Here is a 16,289-nt window from a genome sequence, read left to right on the forward strand (position 1 = left end):
GATTGCGCGTTAGATTTTTGCCAACGCCTGCGCCAGATCCGCCCGCAGGTCTTCCACATCCTCAACCCCCACCGACAACCGCACCAACCCATCACCAATCCCCAGCTGCGCCCGGGTCGCTGCCGGGATGCTCGCATGGGTCATGATCGCCGGGTGCTCGATCAGACTTTCAACGCCCCCCAGGCTTTCAGCCAACGCAAAGATCTTCACGTTTTCCAGGAAGCGTGTCGCTCCTGCCAGGTCGCTTTTCAGGTCCACCGAAATCATCCCGCCAAACCCGCGCATCTGCCGGCGTGCCAGCTCATGCTGCGGGTGTGATGCCAGGCCTGGGTAATAAACCCGCGCCACTTGCGGCTGTTGCTCCAGCCACGTCGCCAGTTCCAGCGCATTGCTGCAATGGCGCTCCATGCGCAGCGCCAGGGTCTTCACCCCGCGCAAGGTCAGGAATGCGTCGAACGGCCCGGCAATCGCGCCCACGGAGTTTTGCAGGAAGCCCAGGCGCTCGGCCAGTTCAGGATTCTGGCCGACCACCGCAATGCCGCCGATTACATCGGAGTGGCCGTTGAGGTACTTGGTGGTGGAGTGCACCACGATGTCGAAACCCAGCTCCAGCGGGCGCTGGATCCAGGGGCTGGCGAAGGTGTTGTCGGCCACGCAGATGATGCCCCGGGCCTTGCAGATGCGGGAGATGGCACTGAGGTCGGTCAGGCTCAGCAGCGGGTTGCTCGGGGTTTCGACCCAGACCATCCGCGTGTCGTCCTGCAACGCGGCTTCGAAAGCCGACAGGTCGGTCAGGTCGACGAAACTGAAGCGATGCCCGGCGCTGCGTTGGCGCACTTTGTCGAACAGGCGGAAGGTGCCGCCGTACAAGTCATTGCCGGAGACCACGTGGGAACCGGCGTCGAGCAGTTCCAGCACGGTGGAAATCGCCGCCAGCCCGGAGGCGAACGCGAAGGCCTGGGTGCCGCCTTCCAGGTCGGCCACGCAGCGTTCCAGGGCGAAGCGCGTCGGGTTGTGGGAGCGCCCGTAGTCGAAGCCCTTGTGAACGCCGGGGCTGTCTTGCAGGTAGGTGGAGTTGGCGTAGATCGGCGGCATCAGCGCCCCGGTGGTCGGGTCCGGGGATTGCCCGGCATGGATCACGCGGGTGGCGAAGGCGCTTTTATCGTGCTGGGTCATGCAAGGGATCTCCGTAGGTGATTGAGCAGGTCGACGCGGGTGATCAGGCCGTGAAAGCCCGAGGCGTCGGCAATGATTGCCACCAGCCCGCGATCCAGCTCGGCCTGCAATTGCGCAAGGCTGGCGCTGGGTGCGAGGGTGCGAAGGGCGTTGGTCATGGCGCTGCCCACGGTCATGGAAAAGTGCGCGGCGTTCTGATGCAGGCCGAGCAATACATCCGACTCGTCGAGCACCCCCACTAGTTGCTTGCCGTCCACCAGCACCGGCAGCTGTGAGACGTCGGCCAGGCGCATGCGCTGGAAGGCGGTGAGCAGGCTGTCGTCGGGGCCGACGCTGATCACCCGGCCGTCCTCGAAACGACGGGCGATCAGGTCGCGCAGGTCGCCGTAGTGTTTGTATTGCAGCAGGCCGGCGTCGTTCATCCATTGGTCGTTGTAGACCTTCGACAGGTAGCGCGTGCCGGTGTCGCAGACGAAGGTGACCACGCGCTTGGGCTCGGTCTGTTCGCGGCAATAACGCAGGGCTGCGGCCAGCAGGGTGCCGGTGGAGGAGCCACCGAGAATGCCTTCGGCCCGCAGCAGTTGGCGGGCGTGGTCGAAGCTTTCTTCGTCGCTGATGGAATAGGCGTGGCGCACGCTGGAGAGGTCGGCGATCGAGGGGATGAAGTCTTCGCCGATACCTTCCACGGCCCACGAGCCGGGTTCGGTCATGGTGCCACTGCGGCTGTACTCGGCCATCACCGAGCCGACCGGGTCGGCCAGCACCATGGCAAGGTCGGGTTGCACGCGCTTGAAGAAGCGTGTCAGGCCGGTGAGGGTGCCGGCCGAGCCGACGCCAACCACGATGGCATCCAGGTCATGTTGGGTCTGGGCCCAGATTTCCGGGGCGGTGCTGGTCTCATGGGCCAGGGGGTTGGCCGGGTTGTTGAACTGGTCGGCGAAGAACGAATCGGGAATGTCCTTGGCCAGTCGCGCCGCCACATCCTGGTAATACTCGGGATGGCCCTTGCCGACATCCGAGCGGGTGATGTGCACCTCGGCGCCCATGGCTTTCAGGTGCAAGACTTTCTCGGTGGACATCTTGTCCGGCACCACCAGCACCACCCGGTAGCCTTTGGCGCGTCCCACCAGGGCCAGGCCGAGGCCGGTATTGCCGGCGGTGGCTTCGATGATGGTGCCGCCGGGGCGCAGGCGGCCATCCCGCTCGGCGGCGTCGATCATGGCCAGGCCAATGCGGTCCTTGATGGAGCCGCCGGGGTTCTGGGATTCAAGCTTGAGGAACAGCGTGCACGGGCCGGTATCGAAGCGGCTGACCCGCACCAGCGGGGTATTGCCAATCAGTTCGAGCACGGCGGGGCGGGAAGCGGTGGGCATGTCGTCACCTGGCTACGGAAAGGGCGTATGGGATGGACAGCAGCGTTTACAACATGGTTTCGAACATAGGCCGGTATCGGGCCGCTCGCAACCGCGCGGCCGCCAGAATGTCTTTTTTTGGCGCATTGCTGCTTCATGACGGAGCACGGCTGGAGGCGATCCATCGGCGGGTTTTCTGTCAACCTCACGTATTCATTGGCTTGCAGCTGATTGGCCCAGGGATTGCTAAAAGAAATCCAAACTTGGATACAAGATGGAATCCTCAATGCGCAACGAACAACTCGGCTGGACCCTGGGTGAATGGCAAGCTGCCTACCGCAGCCAGGCGCTGACTCCCGATATCCTGTTGACCCTGGCGAGCACGTTTCCCTCCGAGGACAATGCCTGGATCAGCCAGGTGCAACCGCAGCAATTGCGTGACCAGCTGGCGCAGTTGGCCGAGCGGCTTGCGGCGGTCGACGGCGATATCGACCAGTTGCCGTTGTATGGCGTGCCGTTTGCCATCAAGGACAACATCGATGCGGCGGGTTGGGAAACCACGGCGGCGTGTCCTGAGTTTGCCTATACCGCCGCGGCGGATGCCTCGGTGGTGGCGCGGTTGCGGGCGGCCGGGGCGATCCTGATGGGCAAGACCAACCTCGATCAGTTCGCCACCGGCCTGGTCGGTACACGCTCGCCCTACGGCGCGGTGGGCAACAGTTTTAACCCGGACTATGTCAGCGGCGGTTCCAGCTCGGGTTCGGCCTCGGTGGTTGCCCGCGGGCTGGTGGCGTTTTCCCTGGGCACCGACACCGCCGGTTCCGGGCGGGTGCCGGCGGGCTTCAACAATATTGTCGGGTTGAAGCCGACCAAGGGGCGCTTGTCCAACACCGGACTGGTGCCGGCCTGTCGTACCGTGGACTGTATTTCGGTGTTTGCGCTGACGGTTGAAGATGCCGAGACGGTTGCGGGCCTCGCTGCTGCTTACGACGCCAGCGACGCCTATTCACGCGTCAATCCCAACACTGCTCCTGTAGCGGTCGGCGCCACGATCAAGCTGGCGGTTCCGGCCAGCCTGGAGTTTTTTGGCGACGCGCAGAACCAGGCCGTATTTGAACAGGCGCTGCTCAGGTTCCAGTCCCTCGGCGCCGAAATCACGGCGGTGGATTTCAGCCCGTTTCAGCAACTCGCCGAGCAGCTCTATTACGGCTCCTGGGTTGCGGAGCGCACGGTGGCACTGGAAGGCATGCTCGCCAGCAACGCCGAAGCGATCAACCCGGTGGTACGTGGCATTGTGGAAAACGGTCACACGTACAGCGCCTGCGATGCCTATAAAGCCGAATACCTGCGCGCCGAACTGAGCCGCCGCATCAACGACACCCTGGCCGGTTTCGACGCCTTGCTGGTGCCGACATCGCCGACGATCCGCACCCTGGCGGAAATGGCCGTGGAGCCGGTGCTCTACAACTCGCAGTTTGGCTTCTACACCAACTTCACCAACCTGGCCGACCTCTCGGCACTGGCCGTGCCCGCCGGGCTGCGCAGCGACGGCCTGCCGTGCGGCGTCACCCTTATCGCACCGGCCTGGCACGACGCCGCCCTGGCGCATCTGGGCAAGCGTTGGCAGGCCGGCCTTGATCTTCCGCTGGGCGCTACCCAACGCAATCTGCCGCAACCGGCACCGGCGCGACAGGCGCCCGGCAGCGTGCGGGTGGCGGTGGTTGGGGCGCATCTCACCGGGATGCCGCTGAACTTCCAGCTGACCAGCCGCAACGCCGTGCTGGTGGAGCAAACCCTGACAGCGAGCAACTACCGCCTGCATGCACTGCCGGGCACGGTTCCGCCCAAGCCGGGGCTGGCCAGGGATGACTCGGGCCGCTCGATCATCGTCGAGCTGTGGGACATGCCTGTCGCCCGCTTTGGTGAGTTCGTCGCCGAGATCCCTGCGCCGCTGGGCATCGGCAACCTCACCCTGGCGGACGGGCGCAGCGTGAAGGGTTTTATCTGCGAGCCCTGGGCCCTGGCAGGCGCCACCGACATCACCGAATTCGGCGGCTGGCGCGCGTACATGGCGAGCAGGAACTAGGCATGCAGCTCTCAACCACGAGAAAACCCGGCGAACGGCCGGACAGCCTGGCGGAACGGGTCTACCAGCAGGTGAAGGACGACATCTTCGGCTTTCGCCTGCTGCCGGGTGATCGCTTCAGCGAAGGCGACGTGGCCGAGCGCATGCAGGCCAGCCGCACGCCGGTGCGCCAGGCGCTGTATCGGCTGGAGCGGGAAGGGTACCTGGAGGTGTTTTTCAGGAGTGGCTGGCAGGTGCGGCCGTTCGACTTCAACTATTTCGAAGAGCTTTACGACGTAAGAATCGTGCTGGAGTTGGCCGCCGTCAGCCGCTTGTGTGGCATGGCGGAGCAGGGGCTTGAACGGCTTGAAGCGATCTGGCGGGTGGACGAAAGTGCCCGGCTGGATGACGCACAGGTCGTCTGCGCGCTGGATGAGGAGTTCCACTGCGGGTTGGTGCAGGCCACGGGCAACGCTGAAATGGCGCGCATGCATTACGAGATAACCGAGAAAATCCGCATCATTCGGCGGCTGGATTTCACTCAGCAATCACGTATTGCAGCGACCTATGAGGAACATGCAAGCATCCTCGATGCGATCTCGGCACGGCACCGCGATCTGGCGCAGCAACTGCTCAAGACTCACATCGAGGTGAGCAAGCAGGAGGTGCGCAAGATCACGTTGCATCGGTTGGCGGTGGCGAGAGGATAAGCAGCCCGTGCCCTGTGGCGAGGGAGCTTGCTCCCGCTGGGGTGCGAAGCGCCCCCAAAACCGGTCACCCCATTTTACCTGGCGAAAACGCGGTGCCTGAATTGGGGCTGCTGCGCAGCCCAGCGGGAGCAAGCTCCCTCGCCACGGGTTATTGCCGCACGCCTAATACTTGCTGCAACCGATTTGTCACCGTCTCACTCGCCCCCAACATCGGCGCCCGCAACTCACTGCCGATCAAACCCTCCATCGCCAGCGCGGCCTTCACCGGCGCCGGATTGGGCTCCACGAACAGTGTGTGAATCAACGGCAGCAGCCCGAAAAACGTCTCACGAGCCGCCAGCAACTGGTGATCGCGAACCTGCCGATACAACGTCACAAAATCCGCGGTCCGCACATGCGCCGACGCGGCAATCGCGCCGGTCGCTCCCAGGCACAGCGCGTTGAATATCTGCACATCCTCGCCACACAACACATCCACATTCCCGCTGGCCAGCAGCGCCAGGGTATTGGCCAGGTTGCCGCCACAATCCTTGATCGCGACGATCCGTTCATGGGCGACGATGTTCAGCAACGTCGCCTGTTCGAAGGCGATACCGGTGCGGTAGGGAATGTCATACAGAATGATCGGCACACTGGACGCATCGGCCACGGTGCGGAAGAACGCCTCAAGGCCCGCCTGGGACGGGCGGATGTAGCTCGGCGGCGGTACCAGCAAACCGGCCACCGCGCGTTGCAGGATTTCACTCTGGAACTGCAGCAGCTCAATCTGGTTATACCCCGCCAGGCCCATTACCACCTGCTGCGGCGGTACCAGTTCCAGTACGGCATCCAGCATCGCCAACTGCTCACGGCGGCTCAGTGCTGCGGCTTCGCCGGTGGTGGTACAGACCATGATCCCGGCCGCGCCTTGTTCCAGCAGATGGCAGACCAGGCGGCGCAAGCCGATGAAGTCGATAACGCCGTTATGAAACGGTGTAACGACGGGAACCCAGATACCTTGAAACGATGACATGCGCTTTCTCCTGATGGTTGACCGATTTCGTCACCGTCAGAAGGGCAGAGGGAAGTAAGCAAGAGGAGGGGGCCTTCGCGCTCAATGTCCTGTCAGCTCATCTGACGGGACAGCGCGCCCCGGTCACATGAGCGACTGTTTCTTCGATTTGAGGGCGTGCGCAACGCAACCTTGCGCCTTGGCAATCAAGCCAATGACGGAAAAGTTGAAGGTCGTTGCAGACATTGAGGACACACCCTGAAGAAGGCGCTTATCTTTATGGATTATTACAGGGTGTGTCAACTCACGGCGATCAGTCGCGGTTCAACCAGTGGCGCACGAAACGCACCTGCTCTGCCGACAGTTCTGCGTCTTCCGGCGCGCCGATGAAACCGCCGTGGGGCATTGCTTCAAAGATGTGCAGTTCCACCGGTACCTCGGCCCGGCGCAGCGCCCGGTGCAGGCGTACGGCGTTGGACAGGAACAGGTCGCGGGTGCCGCTTTGCACGAACGTCGGCGGGAAGCCTGGTGCGAAATCCCCGAACAGCGGCGACAGGTACGGGTGAGACAAATCCGCGCCAGCGGCGTACAGCAGGTTGGTGCTCATCAGCGGGTTGGGCAACACCACGTCGACGGTGCGGTTGACCTGGAAGCTGTCGCCCGATTCGGTCAGGTCCACTTCAGGTGACAGCAATACCAGCGCGGCCGGCAGCGGCAAGCCTTCGTCGCGGGCGCGCAGCACCATGGCAGCGGCGAGGTTGCCTCCGGCCGAGCGTCCGCCGATCACGATCTTGTCCGGGGTGTGGTGCTTCAGCACATGCCGGTAGGTGGCCAGACAGTCATCGAGTGCCGCCGGGTACGGATGGTCAGGCGGCATGCGGTAGTCCACGCCGTAGCAGGTCAGGTTGTGCAGGTCGGCGTGCTTGCCGGCGGCGAGGCGGGCGTTTTCGCCGCCGCCGAACACCAGGGCGCCGCCGTGCAGGTCGATATAGGCGAACTCGGCCCCGTATGCCGGCGTCGCCCGGTACACCGTGGCGTCTTCCACGGTGAATGTCTCAACGTGGTCTGCCGTCTGTCCCGCCTGGGACGCCGCGTACTGTTGGGCAACTGCGGCCTGCATACGGCGCCAGCCAGCGTGGTCATCGGGTGCGGGCAGGGTGTACAGGCTGTTCAGCGGCACGCCATCGGCGTTCACCATGCGTTGCAGCATCGCCTGGGCCTCGGGGCTGATGGACCGCGGAACCGGGATGATTCGCGGGTCGATCCTTACACCATTACTCATTCTCTGCACCGTTTGGGTTCATGTCAGGACGCGAACGCATTCTTGTCGGTAGCGGTACTACACTGCAAGTCCGAACCTCCACGCTGGAGAACACTCATGCTCAACAAAAACACGGTGTGCCTTTGGTACGACGGCAGTGCACTGGACGCTGCCAACTTCTACGCCAGGACCTTCCCGGACAGCGCAGTGACTGCGGTCCATCACGCCCCCGGGGATTATCCGGCGGGCAAACAGGGCGATGTGTTGACGGTGGAATTCACCGTCATGGGTATTCCTTGCCTGGGGCTGAACGGCGGCTCCGGCGTGCAGCACAACGAGGCGTTTTCGTTCCAGGTGGCCACCGACGACCAGGCGGAAACCGACCGCTTGTGGCACGCGATTGTCAGCCATGGCGGCCAGGAAAACGTCTGCGGCTGGTGCCAGGATAAATGGGGGGTGAGATGGCAGATTACCCCGCGTGTACTGAGCGCGGCGATCACCCATCCCGACCCGGCAGCGGCCAAGCGGGCGTTTGATGCGATGATGGGGATGACCAGGATTGATATAGCGGGGATTGAGGCGGCGCTCAAAGGTTGATGCACCGATTGAGTCAATCGGCGCCCACCGCAGTCCGGTCCACCAGACGAATACGGTTGCGTCCGCCACGCTTGGATTCATACAGCGCCGCGTCGCCTTGCTCGATCAAGGCCGCGAGGCTGGCGGGCGGCGTGTCGAACAGGCTGGCGCCGATGCTCAATGTCACCGCCTCGGGCGTGGCGAACGCCTGCGAGGCAGCCTGATGAAACTGTTCGCGCAGGGCGCTGCCCAGCGCGACAATGCGCGCGTTCGAGGTGTCATTAAGCAGGATCACGAACTCGTCGCCACCCAACCGCGCCGCCAGCGAATCATCGGGCAACTGCGCGCGAATCATCTCGCTCAGGGCCACCAGCAGCCGGTCGCCCGCGGTATGGCCGTACAGGTCGTTGATCAGCTTGAAATTGTCGATGTCGATCAACAGCAGGGCACCCGGCCGGGCCTGCGAGACCTCGCTCAGCAGGCTCGGCGCGCGCATTTCAAGGGCGCGGCGGTTGTACAGCGCGGTCAACGGGTCGCGGGCGGCCAACCGTGCAATCTGTTCCTCACGGCGGTAGCGCTCGGTGCCGGTCATCGACAATGCAATCAGCATGATCGCCATGGCGCCTTCCACCAGCGACACCTGAATGATCTCGCCACGAAACGCCGTCAGGTCGATCAGTGTCCCCGGCACGATCGCCACCAGCGACTTGGCCAGATAGAACAGCCCGTGGGCCAGCAGCACATAGCGCAGTTGCACCGCGCCCACGCTGAGTGATCGGCCATGGGGGCGCAACAGGAAACTGGCCCGCAGGGTCGGCAGGGCAACCAGCAGCGAGTTGGCCAGCAGCATGGCCCTGGACCACGACTGTCCTTCCGGCAACAGCAGCATGGCAAACCAGGCCACGAACATCAGGTACCAGGCGCGAGACAGGCGCACCTGGGTGAAACGCGCAACGCCCAGCAGGAACAGCCAGTGGGCGGTGATCAGCAACCCGTTGGCGAACCAGATGCCGATCAACAGCAGGCCGCTGGCGCGCAACAGCGCCAGGGTGCTGCCCACGCTGATAATGGCGAAACCGGCAGTCCAGTACAGCAGCGATGGCTCGCGGACATTGCGCCACTCGACGGCCAGGTACAGCGCGGCGGCGCCTGCCAGTGCGATGGTGAGGACCAGTATGGTGATGGGGTCGAGCGCCATGGGCGAACTGGCCTGCCTGAGTTGCGGTGAGACGGCGATTGTAAGCGTTTTCGCCGGTTTTTCGCAGTGCTCAGGCCCTGCGCGCCATCAGCAATACCGTCGCGGCGGCCGACAACAACCCCGCACAGCAGCGGTTGAAAATCCGCTTGCCCCGAGGCTGCGCGAACCAGCGGCGCATATGCAAACCCATATAGGCGTAGGCGCTGATGGCGAACCATTCCAGCGCCAGGAACATCGCTCCCAGCAGGGCAAATTGCGGCGTGATCGGATGTGCCGGGTCGACGAATTGCGGCAGGAAGGCGGTAAAAATCAGGATTGCCTTGGGATTGCCGGCGGCCACCAGGAACTCCTGTCGCGCCAAGGCCCACAAGCCCGCCTTGGGCGCCGTCGACTCAGCCTCCGCGTGCGGATTGGACCGCCACAGTTGATACGCCAGATAAAATAGATACGCCGCCCCCAGGATCTTGATCCCGTAGAACAACAACTCCGAGGTTTGCAGCACCACCGCCAGCCCGGCGGACGCGAGGGCGATCATCCCGGCAAAGGCCAGCAGTCGCCCGACGCCTGCCAGGCACGAAGTGCGGTAGCCGTAGCGGGTGGAGTTGCTCACGGACAGCAGGTTGTTCGGGCCTGGCGCCATGTTCAGGGCGAAGCAGGCCGGGAGGAAGAGGGTGAGGGTGGCGAGGTCCATGGGGGGCTCCGGCGGGCGCTGGCAGGTAAGGCCACGAGGATAAGGGATGTGAGGCGGTTGAACAATTTGCGCTAATGGGTAGAACCGATGGCGCTCTGGCCATGTCTGTGAGTCGTGGGTAAATAGATCGGTCACCATGACGCTCATTCGTTAATATGCCCGGCATGCCAATCGGGTAAAGGAAGTTGGCGTGAAGCACGAAGCGCTTTTCCCGGGAATTAAAAATAGAGTAGGCAGGGAATGGAATATCCTTCATTTGAAAACAAATCAAAGAAAAGAACCTTGTTGTTGGTGGTGTGTCTGTTATTTGGAGCATGGATTGCTTATACGCTCTGGGCCGGTCGCATTGTAATGCGAACGGTTTTAATGCCATCGATTCCCGAGTGGACGACCTATATAGTCATTGGTTGTCTGGTTGGACTCTTTTTTGCTGCAAGGGCCACCTACTATCGTCCGGCTGTAAGAAACCCGAACCGTGTTGGAGAATCTTTTTTTGGTGGTTTTTGCCTGGGTCTGATTTTGTCCTTGCACAGTTATGACGTCGTTACGTACCTGTTGCCCGGCGACATTGTTCAGTATGCGTCACCTTACGAGCTGGTGACTCCGGGGCCCTACGTTGGAAAGTTCAGTCGTTGTGAGGCGGGTCTGCGGATTAAGGATTTAAAGACTGAGCGCTGGGTTGCGCTTTGTACCACTCAGTCGGAATTCAACGATCAAAGAAAGACAGGCATGAATGCAGTGTGGGTGACTGCTCATTCAAACGAGATAGGTTCTTATATCGAGGCGTATGAATTTATTTATAAATAAATCATGTCGTCGTTGTACCAGCCTTCGTTCATAAGCCAATGACTCATTGTTGGCCGGGAGGGGAAGGTTTCGGTTTGCCATCAGCCACTTGTGTCTTGCCACAAACTTGCTGCGTTGCATTCGGCAGTAGTGCGCCCCCTTGAAAGCCTCAGATGAACAGATCCGCCCCTTGCCTTCAAAGCGCCGCATAGACAAGGGATGAAAGTCGGCGGGGGCGTGGATCAATCATCGAATGGCTGCCCGAAGTCGTGGTGACAAAACCGAAGCTCACTTGTTTTTCGGGATCAGCGAAACTGATCGGGCCACCAAGCCCGATATGGCCAAAGGTGTTCGGGCCCATTGCATGGGAAGCCGTCGGGTCGCGTTGCTGCTCGAGCATGCAACCCAATCCATAACGCATGGGGCGCATCCATACTCGATCCATGCCATGACTGTGCTCACGGCTGAATTCAGTAAGCAGCTCGGGACCGATAAAGTTTCCTGCCATCAATGCACTGTAGAAACCGGCCAGGCCGTGAGCCGAACCGTGTCCACACACGGCGGGTTGCCGGTAGGCCCACCAGCGAGGGTCACTGGTTCGTCTGGGCACCATTCCGGGGTTGGTGAAGGCGAGCGTCGCGATATGCGACGGCTCGTTTTTCACCACGGTTCGCAACGCCTGCGAGTAAGGGTCACCGACTCGTCCCGTGGCACTGTCGAAACGCGCGATACGGTGAAAGTGTTCTTCGTTCACGCCAAGGTGCACGTCCAACTCATGGGGATCGAGAATCTCTTCGTGGATAAACACACAGGGATCTCGTCCGTCCACCCGGCGAATCAACTCGCCGAGGATCCAGCCAAACGTGGTGGTGCCGTAGCCCAGGTCTGTTCCCGGTTCCCACCACAGCGGCTCGGCCTCCAGGAGTCGCAGCATGTGCTCCCAGTCATACATCATGGGGTTATGGTCGGGCCCCCGCAGCGCCGGCAGGCCTGCGGTATGGTTCATCACCTGGCGCAGGGTGACCTTTGCTTTCCCGCTCCGGGCGAACTCGGGCCAGTAACGGGCCACGGGTGCATCCAGCTCCAGCTTGCCCGCCTCAACCAACATCAGGACGGCCACCGCGACATAGGGTTTTATTACGCAGAAGGTATTGGCCAGCGTATCGCGGGTCCAGGGTTTCGTGCCCGCCTGGTCTGCCATGCCGGCCCACAGGTCGACAACGATCTCTGCGCCTACCTGCACGCACAGGCCGGCCCCACGTTCCTGCGGATCATCGAACATGTCCTCGAAGGCCTGCTTGACCGCTTCAAACTGCTTCGCACATATCCCTTGCGCTTTCATACCTCAACGTCCTCGTATTTGAAGTGCGGCCCTTGATACTTGCCGAACACGGATAATGGTTGTGGAGGAATTCACCCACGAGACCGAGTTTGGGAGTGCTCCATGGAAAAGCGATTGGCTCGTTTGTAGGTGCCGAAGTCATTGAACCTGACACCGGCCTGGGCCATGACTTTATGAGCATGAGGTGCCGTCATCTGACGCAGATAAAACGGGTCTCTCACCACGAAGTGATGGATGCTGTGAGTGCTGCCAAAGTTAAAACAGAACAACTGGAACGGCCACAGCCACCAAGGGTTCATCACCTGGGTTTGTTGTAATGCGTTACGCGGGGCAACATCGCCGTAATAGTGCATATTTGAACTTATAAAGAACAGGCAGAACTGCCGTATCATATTGGGCGCTATAAGAATAACCACTGCGCTATTGACGATATCCATTAATTCCAGCGTCGTAGCTGAACTGTGAACCTCCATCCCGGTAATTGACCCAAGCCAGACATACAGGTGGTAGCCGAGGAACACATACCAGCACCCCCAATACAGAAGCCCGAATGGTGTATTGAGCCGAATGATCTTGCCTAACAATTTTACCTTTTGCCGCCATCCCGGGGCAAACACCGCATTTAGAAAACCAAATACAAACCCGTCCACCAGTTTCAGTAATCGCAGTATTCCCCAAGGACTGCCGCTCGTGGTAATCCAGGCTTCAACATCAGAATCAGTTCCGGACTCCTTGTGGTGATGAAAGTGCAGACTGCGTCTTAGCCACGGGCTGGGCATACCCGGGCGTGCCAGCCAGCAGAAGAGCATCATGGCATTATGGGCCAGCGGCTGTTTTCTAAAATAAAGGCGATGAATCAGGTCGTGTTCGATTTCATGAATGAACGAAGTCAGCAGCGCATTGACCAGAATACACATCCATGCGGGGATAAAACCCTTTAGATAGAGCCCTCCCGTAATGACCATCCCTATCAGGGAAAACGCCATGACACTCGCGCCCAGAGCATCCTGGTGCTGCAGGATCGGATAACGCTTTCGCAGGTAGTTCCCATGATCGGTAATACTGCGGGTTACCTTATCAATCTTTTCCTGATCGGTAGTTGGGCGATCAATTTCGATGGCGCCTTCCAAGACATTCATCCATTCATCCTCTGATTGCATCGAGAAATTAACAGCCGCGTCAAGCCGGTCATGTCAATTATTTGAGCTGTAAAACAGTAGATACTCATATGGGTTGCTTGAATTGCACGGGGCATTCAAGGAATACGAAATCGACTTTTTTGCGAAAAGCTTGTTAGAATTCCATGCTTCAAAATGATAAGGGAAGTTCAACTCTTTGCAACTGTGTATTTTGGGTGGGTTCAGTGTTACAAGTGCGGTGTAAGGAATTGATGATTTAGTTACAGTTTGTACAAGTATAAAATGACGCTGTACAAGTATTGCCAAGGAGGCACCATGAGATTGCATCGCATCAAATATGTCCGGCGCGCTCTAAAAGAGCCCGAGGGTGGCGTAGAGAAAATAACAAGCGACGATGTATTTGATGCCGTGTTTTGCGATGAGCCGGCAGACAATGCCGCGAATCCTGCAGGCCTGGAAAGGCTACTCCGCTACCTGCAGTGCGGGGATACCGTGGTGGTGGACAGCATGGCAGCGCTGACTTCAAGCACGGAGCAGCTGTGCGCCATCATTCGCCGGTTGATTGAAAAGCAGGTCACGTTGGAGTGTTTGAACGAAAACCTGGTTTTCCGGCATGACTGTCTTGAAGTCGTGGAGTCGATCATTGCGGTAATGGAGCTGATTGCAGAGTTCGAGCGCGCTGCGATGAGGGAAAGACAGGCGGCGGGAATTGCCAGTGCAAAGAATCGTGGGACTTATAGAGGTCGCAAGAAAAAGCTGTCTGACAATCAGGTTGTAAACTTAATTGACCGGGCCACTGCAGGAGAAAGTAGATCCAAATTGGCGCGTGATTTTGAAATCAGTCGGCAGACGCTCTATCGGTACCTGAGATCCAGATAGGGGCTTCTTCAGGTCGCACGAGGGAGCGGCTGCCAACAAGATCCTACAGTTGAAAAAACCTGTCAGGACGGCATGGCCCGAGGGCGGTGGAAGTCTTGCCATCAATGATTTCTTCACTGGCAAGACGACCCACTATCGCGGCCAACGCTCCTGCTCCCTCTATTCAAGGCAGCCTTCAGATGCTGCGGGCAAGCGCTCGAGAAACTCGGCGATCTGCTGGCCACCGCGCAAGTGCACCACGGGCACCGACGGGCCTGCCGCCAACCGCACCGCCTCGATACCTGGCCGGTGGCCGCGATCAAACGTCCACACGTACTTCAGGAATGTCAGGAACTCCCGGTCGAGTTTCTCGGTACAGCCGGCGGGAATATCCGGGCGCGGGCGGTTCAGCGCACTGCGCAGGATCACCCGGGTAAAGCAGGTGAGCCGTGGCGTGTCGAGCCAGATGATCAAATCGGCACGGGGCAGGCGCAGGTCGAACGTGCGCCGCGCATAGTTGCCTTCACACACCCAGCCATCGGCGGCAACGGCGTCGCGCACGCGGGTACGGAACTGCTCGGCGTCGGGCTCGACCCAGCCGGGCGACCAGAACAGGGTGTCCAGGTGCACCACGGGCAGGCCCAGGCGTTGTCCGAGGGCGCGGGCGAGGGTGGATTTTCCGCTGCCCGCATTACCGAGAATCACGATGCGTTGCATGAAGGGACGTCCTGTCGCGGGAAAGCCCACAATTGTGCAGGTTTTACATGACCGACAAAAGCCATATGAGGTAGGTTGGGCGCCCCGGAATGGACCCTCTCGACCAAGGAAGCGCCTGTCAATGCCAAATGCCTTTTGCCAAATCAGCGAACGCCTGGACAACCGCCGGTTTATCGTCGCGGGCAACACCCATGGTGTGTCCGGTACAGGCACCGTGTTTCATTACCACGTCGATGAAAACGCCATATGGGGCACCTACCAGGGCGGCCGGATTCGCATGGGCAATCAAGTCGGGCGCGCCACAGGCCCCGATACCATCGAGTTGCTGTACCAGTGCCTGACCACCGAGGGCGAGATTCTTGCCGGCTGGTCCCGGGGCACGCTAGGCGTGGATGACGCCGGGCGTACCACCCTGGCCTTCGTCTGGGGCTGGTTGTCGGGCGCGACGGGAGGCGGGGAGTCGAGCTACGTCGAACTCGTTGCCGAGTAATCATGCAATTTCGCGCCTACTGGAACCGCTCAACCAGGTAGTCGACAAAACACCGGACCCGCGCCGGCGTGTGGGTACCGCCGAGGAACACGGCATGGATCTCTTCGCCATCGCCTGGATTGAATGCCTCCAGCAGCGGCACCAGCCGACCCGCCTGAATGGCGTCCGCCACGGTCTCGGCGCAGACCCGCGCGATGCCGATGCCCTCGGCCGCCAATTGGCCCTGGGTGTCACCGTTATTGGTTTCGACATGGCCCTTGATCGTCAGTGAATAGTCGTGGCCATCCTTGCGAAACGGCCAGGTGGGCGCCGCACGCTTGAAGTTGAAACCGATGCAGTCGTGATCCAGCAGGTCTTCCGGCACCTGCGGCGTGCCGCGTCGTGCCAGATAGCTCGGCGCAGCAATGATGACCTTGTGGGTGGCGCCCAGCCGGCGGGACGTCAGGCTGCTGTCGGGCAGCGGGCCCAATCGCACTGCGACGTCGGCTTGCCCGGCGGCGATGTCGACCACGGTGTCGGTCAGGTTGATGTCCACCAGGATGTCCGGGTAACGCTGAATGAACTCGCCCAACAACGGGATCACGAAGGTCCTGCCATACAGCAGCGAACTGCTGACCCGCAGGCGCCCGCGGGGTGAACTCTGGTCGGTAATCTGCTGTTCGGTTTCCCGCAGGTCCGTGAGGATCCGCCGGGCGCACGACAGGTAGGCGGCACCCTCCGGGGTCACGGTCAGTGAGCGCGTGGTTCGCAGCAACAGGCGTACGCCCAGCCGGGCCTCCATGCGGTCCAGCACCCGCGCGATGGAGGAGGGCGCAAGGTTCAAGCGACGCGCGGCCGCCGAGAAACTCGCGGTCTCGGCCACGAGGGTAAAGATTTCCAGTTCGTCCGTTATGTCCACGGGAAACTCACTTGTGCGTTTTTCGCAAAGGCCTTGAGC

At 60.9% G+C, this 16,289-nt stretch carries 16 protein-coding genes; 6 read left to right on the forward strand and 10 right to left on the reverse strand.

The genetic code is table 11. The annotated features are described in order from the left end of the window. Window positions 1-9: 9 nt before the first annotated feature. Window positions 10-1,176 carry a cystathionine gamma-synthase gene (locus A462_RS12710; RefSeq protein WP_008436288.1) on the reverse strand — a complete coding sequence of 389 codons (1,167 nt, stop codon included), beginning with the start codon at window positions 1,174-1,176 and terminating at the stop codon, window positions 10-12. Next, the gene (locus A462_RS12705; RefSeq protein ID WP_008436289.1) at window positions 1,173-2,549 is read right to left on the reverse strand and encodes a pyridoxal-phosphate dependent enzyme; all 1,377 of its coding nucleotides are present in this window, start codon (window positions 2,547-2,549) and stop codon (window positions 1,173-1,175) included. Before A462_RS12705 ends, A462_RS12710 begins: the two co-directional genes overlap by 4 nt. Before the next feature lie 265 nt (window positions 2,550-2,814). Here A462_RS12705 and atzF point away from each other — a divergent pair, with 265 nt between their 5' ends. Then, a complete protein-coding gene (gene atzF, locus A462_RS12700; protein ID WP_008436290.1) occupies window positions 2,815-4,614 on the forward strand; it encodes an allophanate hydrolase in 1,800 nt (599 codons plus the stop codon). A gap of 2 nt (window positions 4,615-4,616) precedes the next feature. Next, window positions 4,617-5,303 (forward strand): GntR family transcriptional regulator, encoded by a 687-nt coding sequence (locus tag A462_RS12695; RefSeq protein WP_008436291.1) that lies wholly within the window; start codon window positions 4,617-4,619, stop codon window positions 5,301-5,303. Window positions 5,304-5,451: 148 nt separating this feature from the next. Here A462_RS12695 and dapA read toward each other — a convergent pair whose 3' ends face one another. Together dapA and A462_RS12685 are read right to left on the reverse strand one after the other, a co-directional pair. Then, window positions 5,452-6,315: a 4-hydroxy-tetrahydrodipicolinate synthase gene (gene dapA / locus A462_RS12690; protein ID WP_008436292.1), complete on the reverse strand. Its 864-nt coding sequence runs from the start codon at window positions 6,313-6,315 to the stop codon at window positions 5,452-5,454. Window positions 6,316-6,607: 292 nt separating this feature from the next. Then, complete coding sequence (locus A462_RS12685; RefSeq protein ID WP_008436293.1) at window positions 6,608-7,576, reverse strand: alpha/beta hydrolase; 969 nt, start codon at window positions 7,574-7,576, stop codon at window positions 6,608-6,610. Window positions 7,577-7,672: 96 nt separating this feature from the next. On the opposite strand from A462_RS12685, the gene A462_RS12680 reads away from it, so the two are divergent. Next, window positions 7,673-8,152 carry a VOC family protein gene (locus A462_RS12680; protein ID WP_003215129.1) on the forward strand — a complete coding sequence of 160 codons (480 nt, stop codon included), beginning with the start codon at window positions 7,673-7,675 and terminating at the stop codon, window positions 8,150-8,152. A 13-nt stretch (window positions 8,153-8,165) separates the two neighbouring features. On the opposite strand, the gene A462_RS12675 is transcribed toward A462_RS12680, so the two are convergent. Both A462_RS12675 and A462_RS12670 read right to left on the reverse strand, forming a co-directional pair. Next, a complete protein-coding gene (locus tag A462_RS12675; RefSeq protein WP_008436297.1) occupies window positions 8,166-9,329 on the reverse strand; it encodes a GGDEF domain-containing protein in 1,164 nt (387 codons plus the stop codon). Between the two features lie 70 nt (window positions 9,330-9,399). Then, window positions 9,400-10,020 (reverse strand): LysE family translocator, encoded by a 621-nt coding sequence (locus tag A462_RS12670; RefSeq protein ID WP_008436300.1) that lies wholly within the window; start codon window positions 10,018-10,020, stop codon window positions 9,400-9,402. Between the two features lie 240 nt (window positions 10,021-10,260). Here A462_RS12670 and A462_RS33490 point away from each other — a divergent pair, with 240 nt between their 5' ends. Continuing rightward, a complete protein-coding gene (locus tag A462_RS33490) occupies window positions 10,261-10,827 on the forward strand; it encodes a hypothetical protein (protein ID WP_003215135.1) in 567 nt (188 codons plus the stop codon). 175 nt (window positions 10,828-11,002) lie between these two features. Here the strand turns inward: A462_RS33490 and A462_RS12665 are convergent, their stop codons facing one another. Next, the gene (locus A462_RS12665) at window positions 11,003-12,148 is read right to left on the reverse strand and encodes an EstA family serine hydrolase (protein WP_008436310.1); all 1,146 of its coding nucleotides are present in this window, start codon (window positions 12,146-12,148) and stop codon (window positions 11,003-11,005) included. 71 nt (window positions 12,149-12,219) lie between these two features. After that, a complete protein-coding gene (locus A462_RS12660) occupies window positions 12,220-13,287 on the reverse strand; it encodes a fatty acid desaturase (RefSeq protein WP_008436312.1) in 1,068 nt (355 codons plus the stop codon). 315 nt (window positions 13,288-13,602) lie between these two features. Between A462_RS12660 and A462_RS12655 the strand changes: the two genes are divergently transcribed. Continuing rightward, complete coding sequence (locus A462_RS12655) at window positions 13,603-14,166, forward strand: recombinase family protein (RefSeq protein WP_008436314.1); 564 nt, start codon at window positions 13,603-13,605, stop codon at window positions 14,164-14,166. Window positions 14,167-14,325: 159 nt separating this feature from the next. On the opposite strand, the gene A462_RS12650 is transcribed toward A462_RS12655, so the two are convergent. Then, on the reverse strand, window positions 14,326-14,862 hold the full coding sequence (locus tag A462_RS12650) for an ATPase AAA (protein WP_008436317.1): 537 nt from the start codon (window positions 14,860-14,862) through the stop codon (window positions 14,326-14,328). A 121-nt stretch (window positions 14,863-14,983) separates the two neighbouring features. Here A462_RS12650 and A462_RS12645 point away from each other — a divergent pair, with 121 nt between their 5' ends. Beyond that, window positions 14,984-15,352, forward strand: coding sequence for a hypothetical protein (locus A462_RS12645; protein ID WP_008436319.1), 369 nt, complete (start codon window positions 14,984-14,986; stop codon window positions 15,350-15,352). A gap of 16 nt (window positions 15,353-15,368) precedes the next feature. Here A462_RS12645 and A462_RS12640 read toward each other — a convergent pair whose 3' ends face one another. After that, the gene (locus A462_RS12640; RefSeq protein ID WP_003215146.1) at window positions 15,369-16,250 is read right to left on the reverse strand and encodes a LysR family transcriptional regulator; all 882 of its coding nucleotides are present in this window, start codon (window positions 16,248-16,250) and stop codon (window positions 15,369-15,371) included. Between the last annotated feature and the right edge of the window lie 39 nt (window positions 16,251-16,289).

Source organism: Pseudomonas sp. Ag1, from assembly GCF_000278565.1.
In the GTDB taxonomy this organism is placed as follows: domain Bacteria; phylum Pseudomonadota; class Gammaproteobacteria; order Pseudomonadales; family Pseudomonadaceae; genus Aquipseudomonas.

What these genes read in the sequence shown, in the direction of transcription:
- A462_RS12680 (WP_003215129.1), top strand. Translation starts at nt 7,673, where the DNA reads ATGCTCAACAAAAACACGGTGTGCCTTTGGTACGACGGCAGTGCACTG.
- A462_RS12695 (WP_008436291.1), top strand. Translation starts at nt 4,617, where the DNA reads ATGCAGCTCTCAACCACGAGAAAACCCGGCGAACGGCCGGACAGCCTG.
- A462_RS12665 (WP_008436310.1), bottom strand. Translation starts at nt 12,148, where the DNA reads ATGAAAGCGCAAGGGATATGTGCGAAGCAGTTTGAAGCGGTCAAGCAG.
- A462_RS12645 (WP_008436319.1), top strand. Translation starts at nt 14,984, where the DNA reads ATGCCAAATGCCTTTTGCCAAATCAGCGAACGCCTGGACAACCGCCGG.
- A462_RS33490 (WP_003215135.1), top strand. Translation starts at nt 10,261, where the DNA reads ATGGAATATCCTTCATTTGAAAACAAATCAAAGAAAAGAACCTTGTTG.
- A462_RS12685 (WP_008436293.1), bottom strand. Translation starts at nt 7,576, where the DNA reads ATGAGTAATGGTGTAAGGATCGACCCGCGAATCATCCCGGTTCCGCGG.
- A462_RS12705 (WP_008436289.1), bottom strand. Translation starts at nt 2,549, where the DNA reads ATGCCCACCGCTTCCCGCCCCGCCGTGCTCGAACTGATTGGCAATACC.
- A462_RS12675 (WP_008436297.1), bottom strand. Translation starts at nt 9,329, where the DNA reads ATGGCGCTCGACCCCATCACCATACTGGTCCTCACCATCGCACTGGCA.
- dapA (WP_008436292.1), bottom strand. Translation starts at nt 6,315, where the DNA reads ATGTCATCGTTTCAAGGTATCTGGGTTCCCGTCGTTACACCGTTTCAT.
- atzF (WP_008436290.1), top strand. Translation starts at nt 2,815, where the DNA reads ATGCGCAACGAACAACTCGGCTGGACCCTGGGTGAATGGCAAGCTGCC.
- A462_RS12655 (WP_008436314.1), top strand. Translation starts at nt 13,603, where the DNA reads ATGAGATTGCATCGCATCAAATATGTCCGGCGCGCTCTAAAAGAGCCC.
- A462_RS12660 (WP_008436312.1), bottom strand. Translation starts at nt 13,287, where the DNA reads ATGAATGTCTTGGAAGGCGCCATCGAAATTGATCGCCCAACTACCGAT.
- A462_RS12650 (WP_008436317.1), bottom strand. Translation starts at nt 14,862, where the DNA reads ATGCAACGCATCGTGATTCTCGGTAATGCGGGCAGCGGAAAATCCACC.
- A462_RS12710 (WP_008436288.1), bottom strand. Translation starts at nt 1,176, where the DNA reads ATGACCCAGCACGATAAAAGCGCCTTCGCCACCCGCGTGATCCATGCC.
- A462_RS12670 (WP_008436300.1), bottom strand. Translation starts at nt 10,020, where the DNA reads ATGGACCTCGCCACCCTCACCCTCTTCCTCCCGGCCTGCTTCGCCCTG.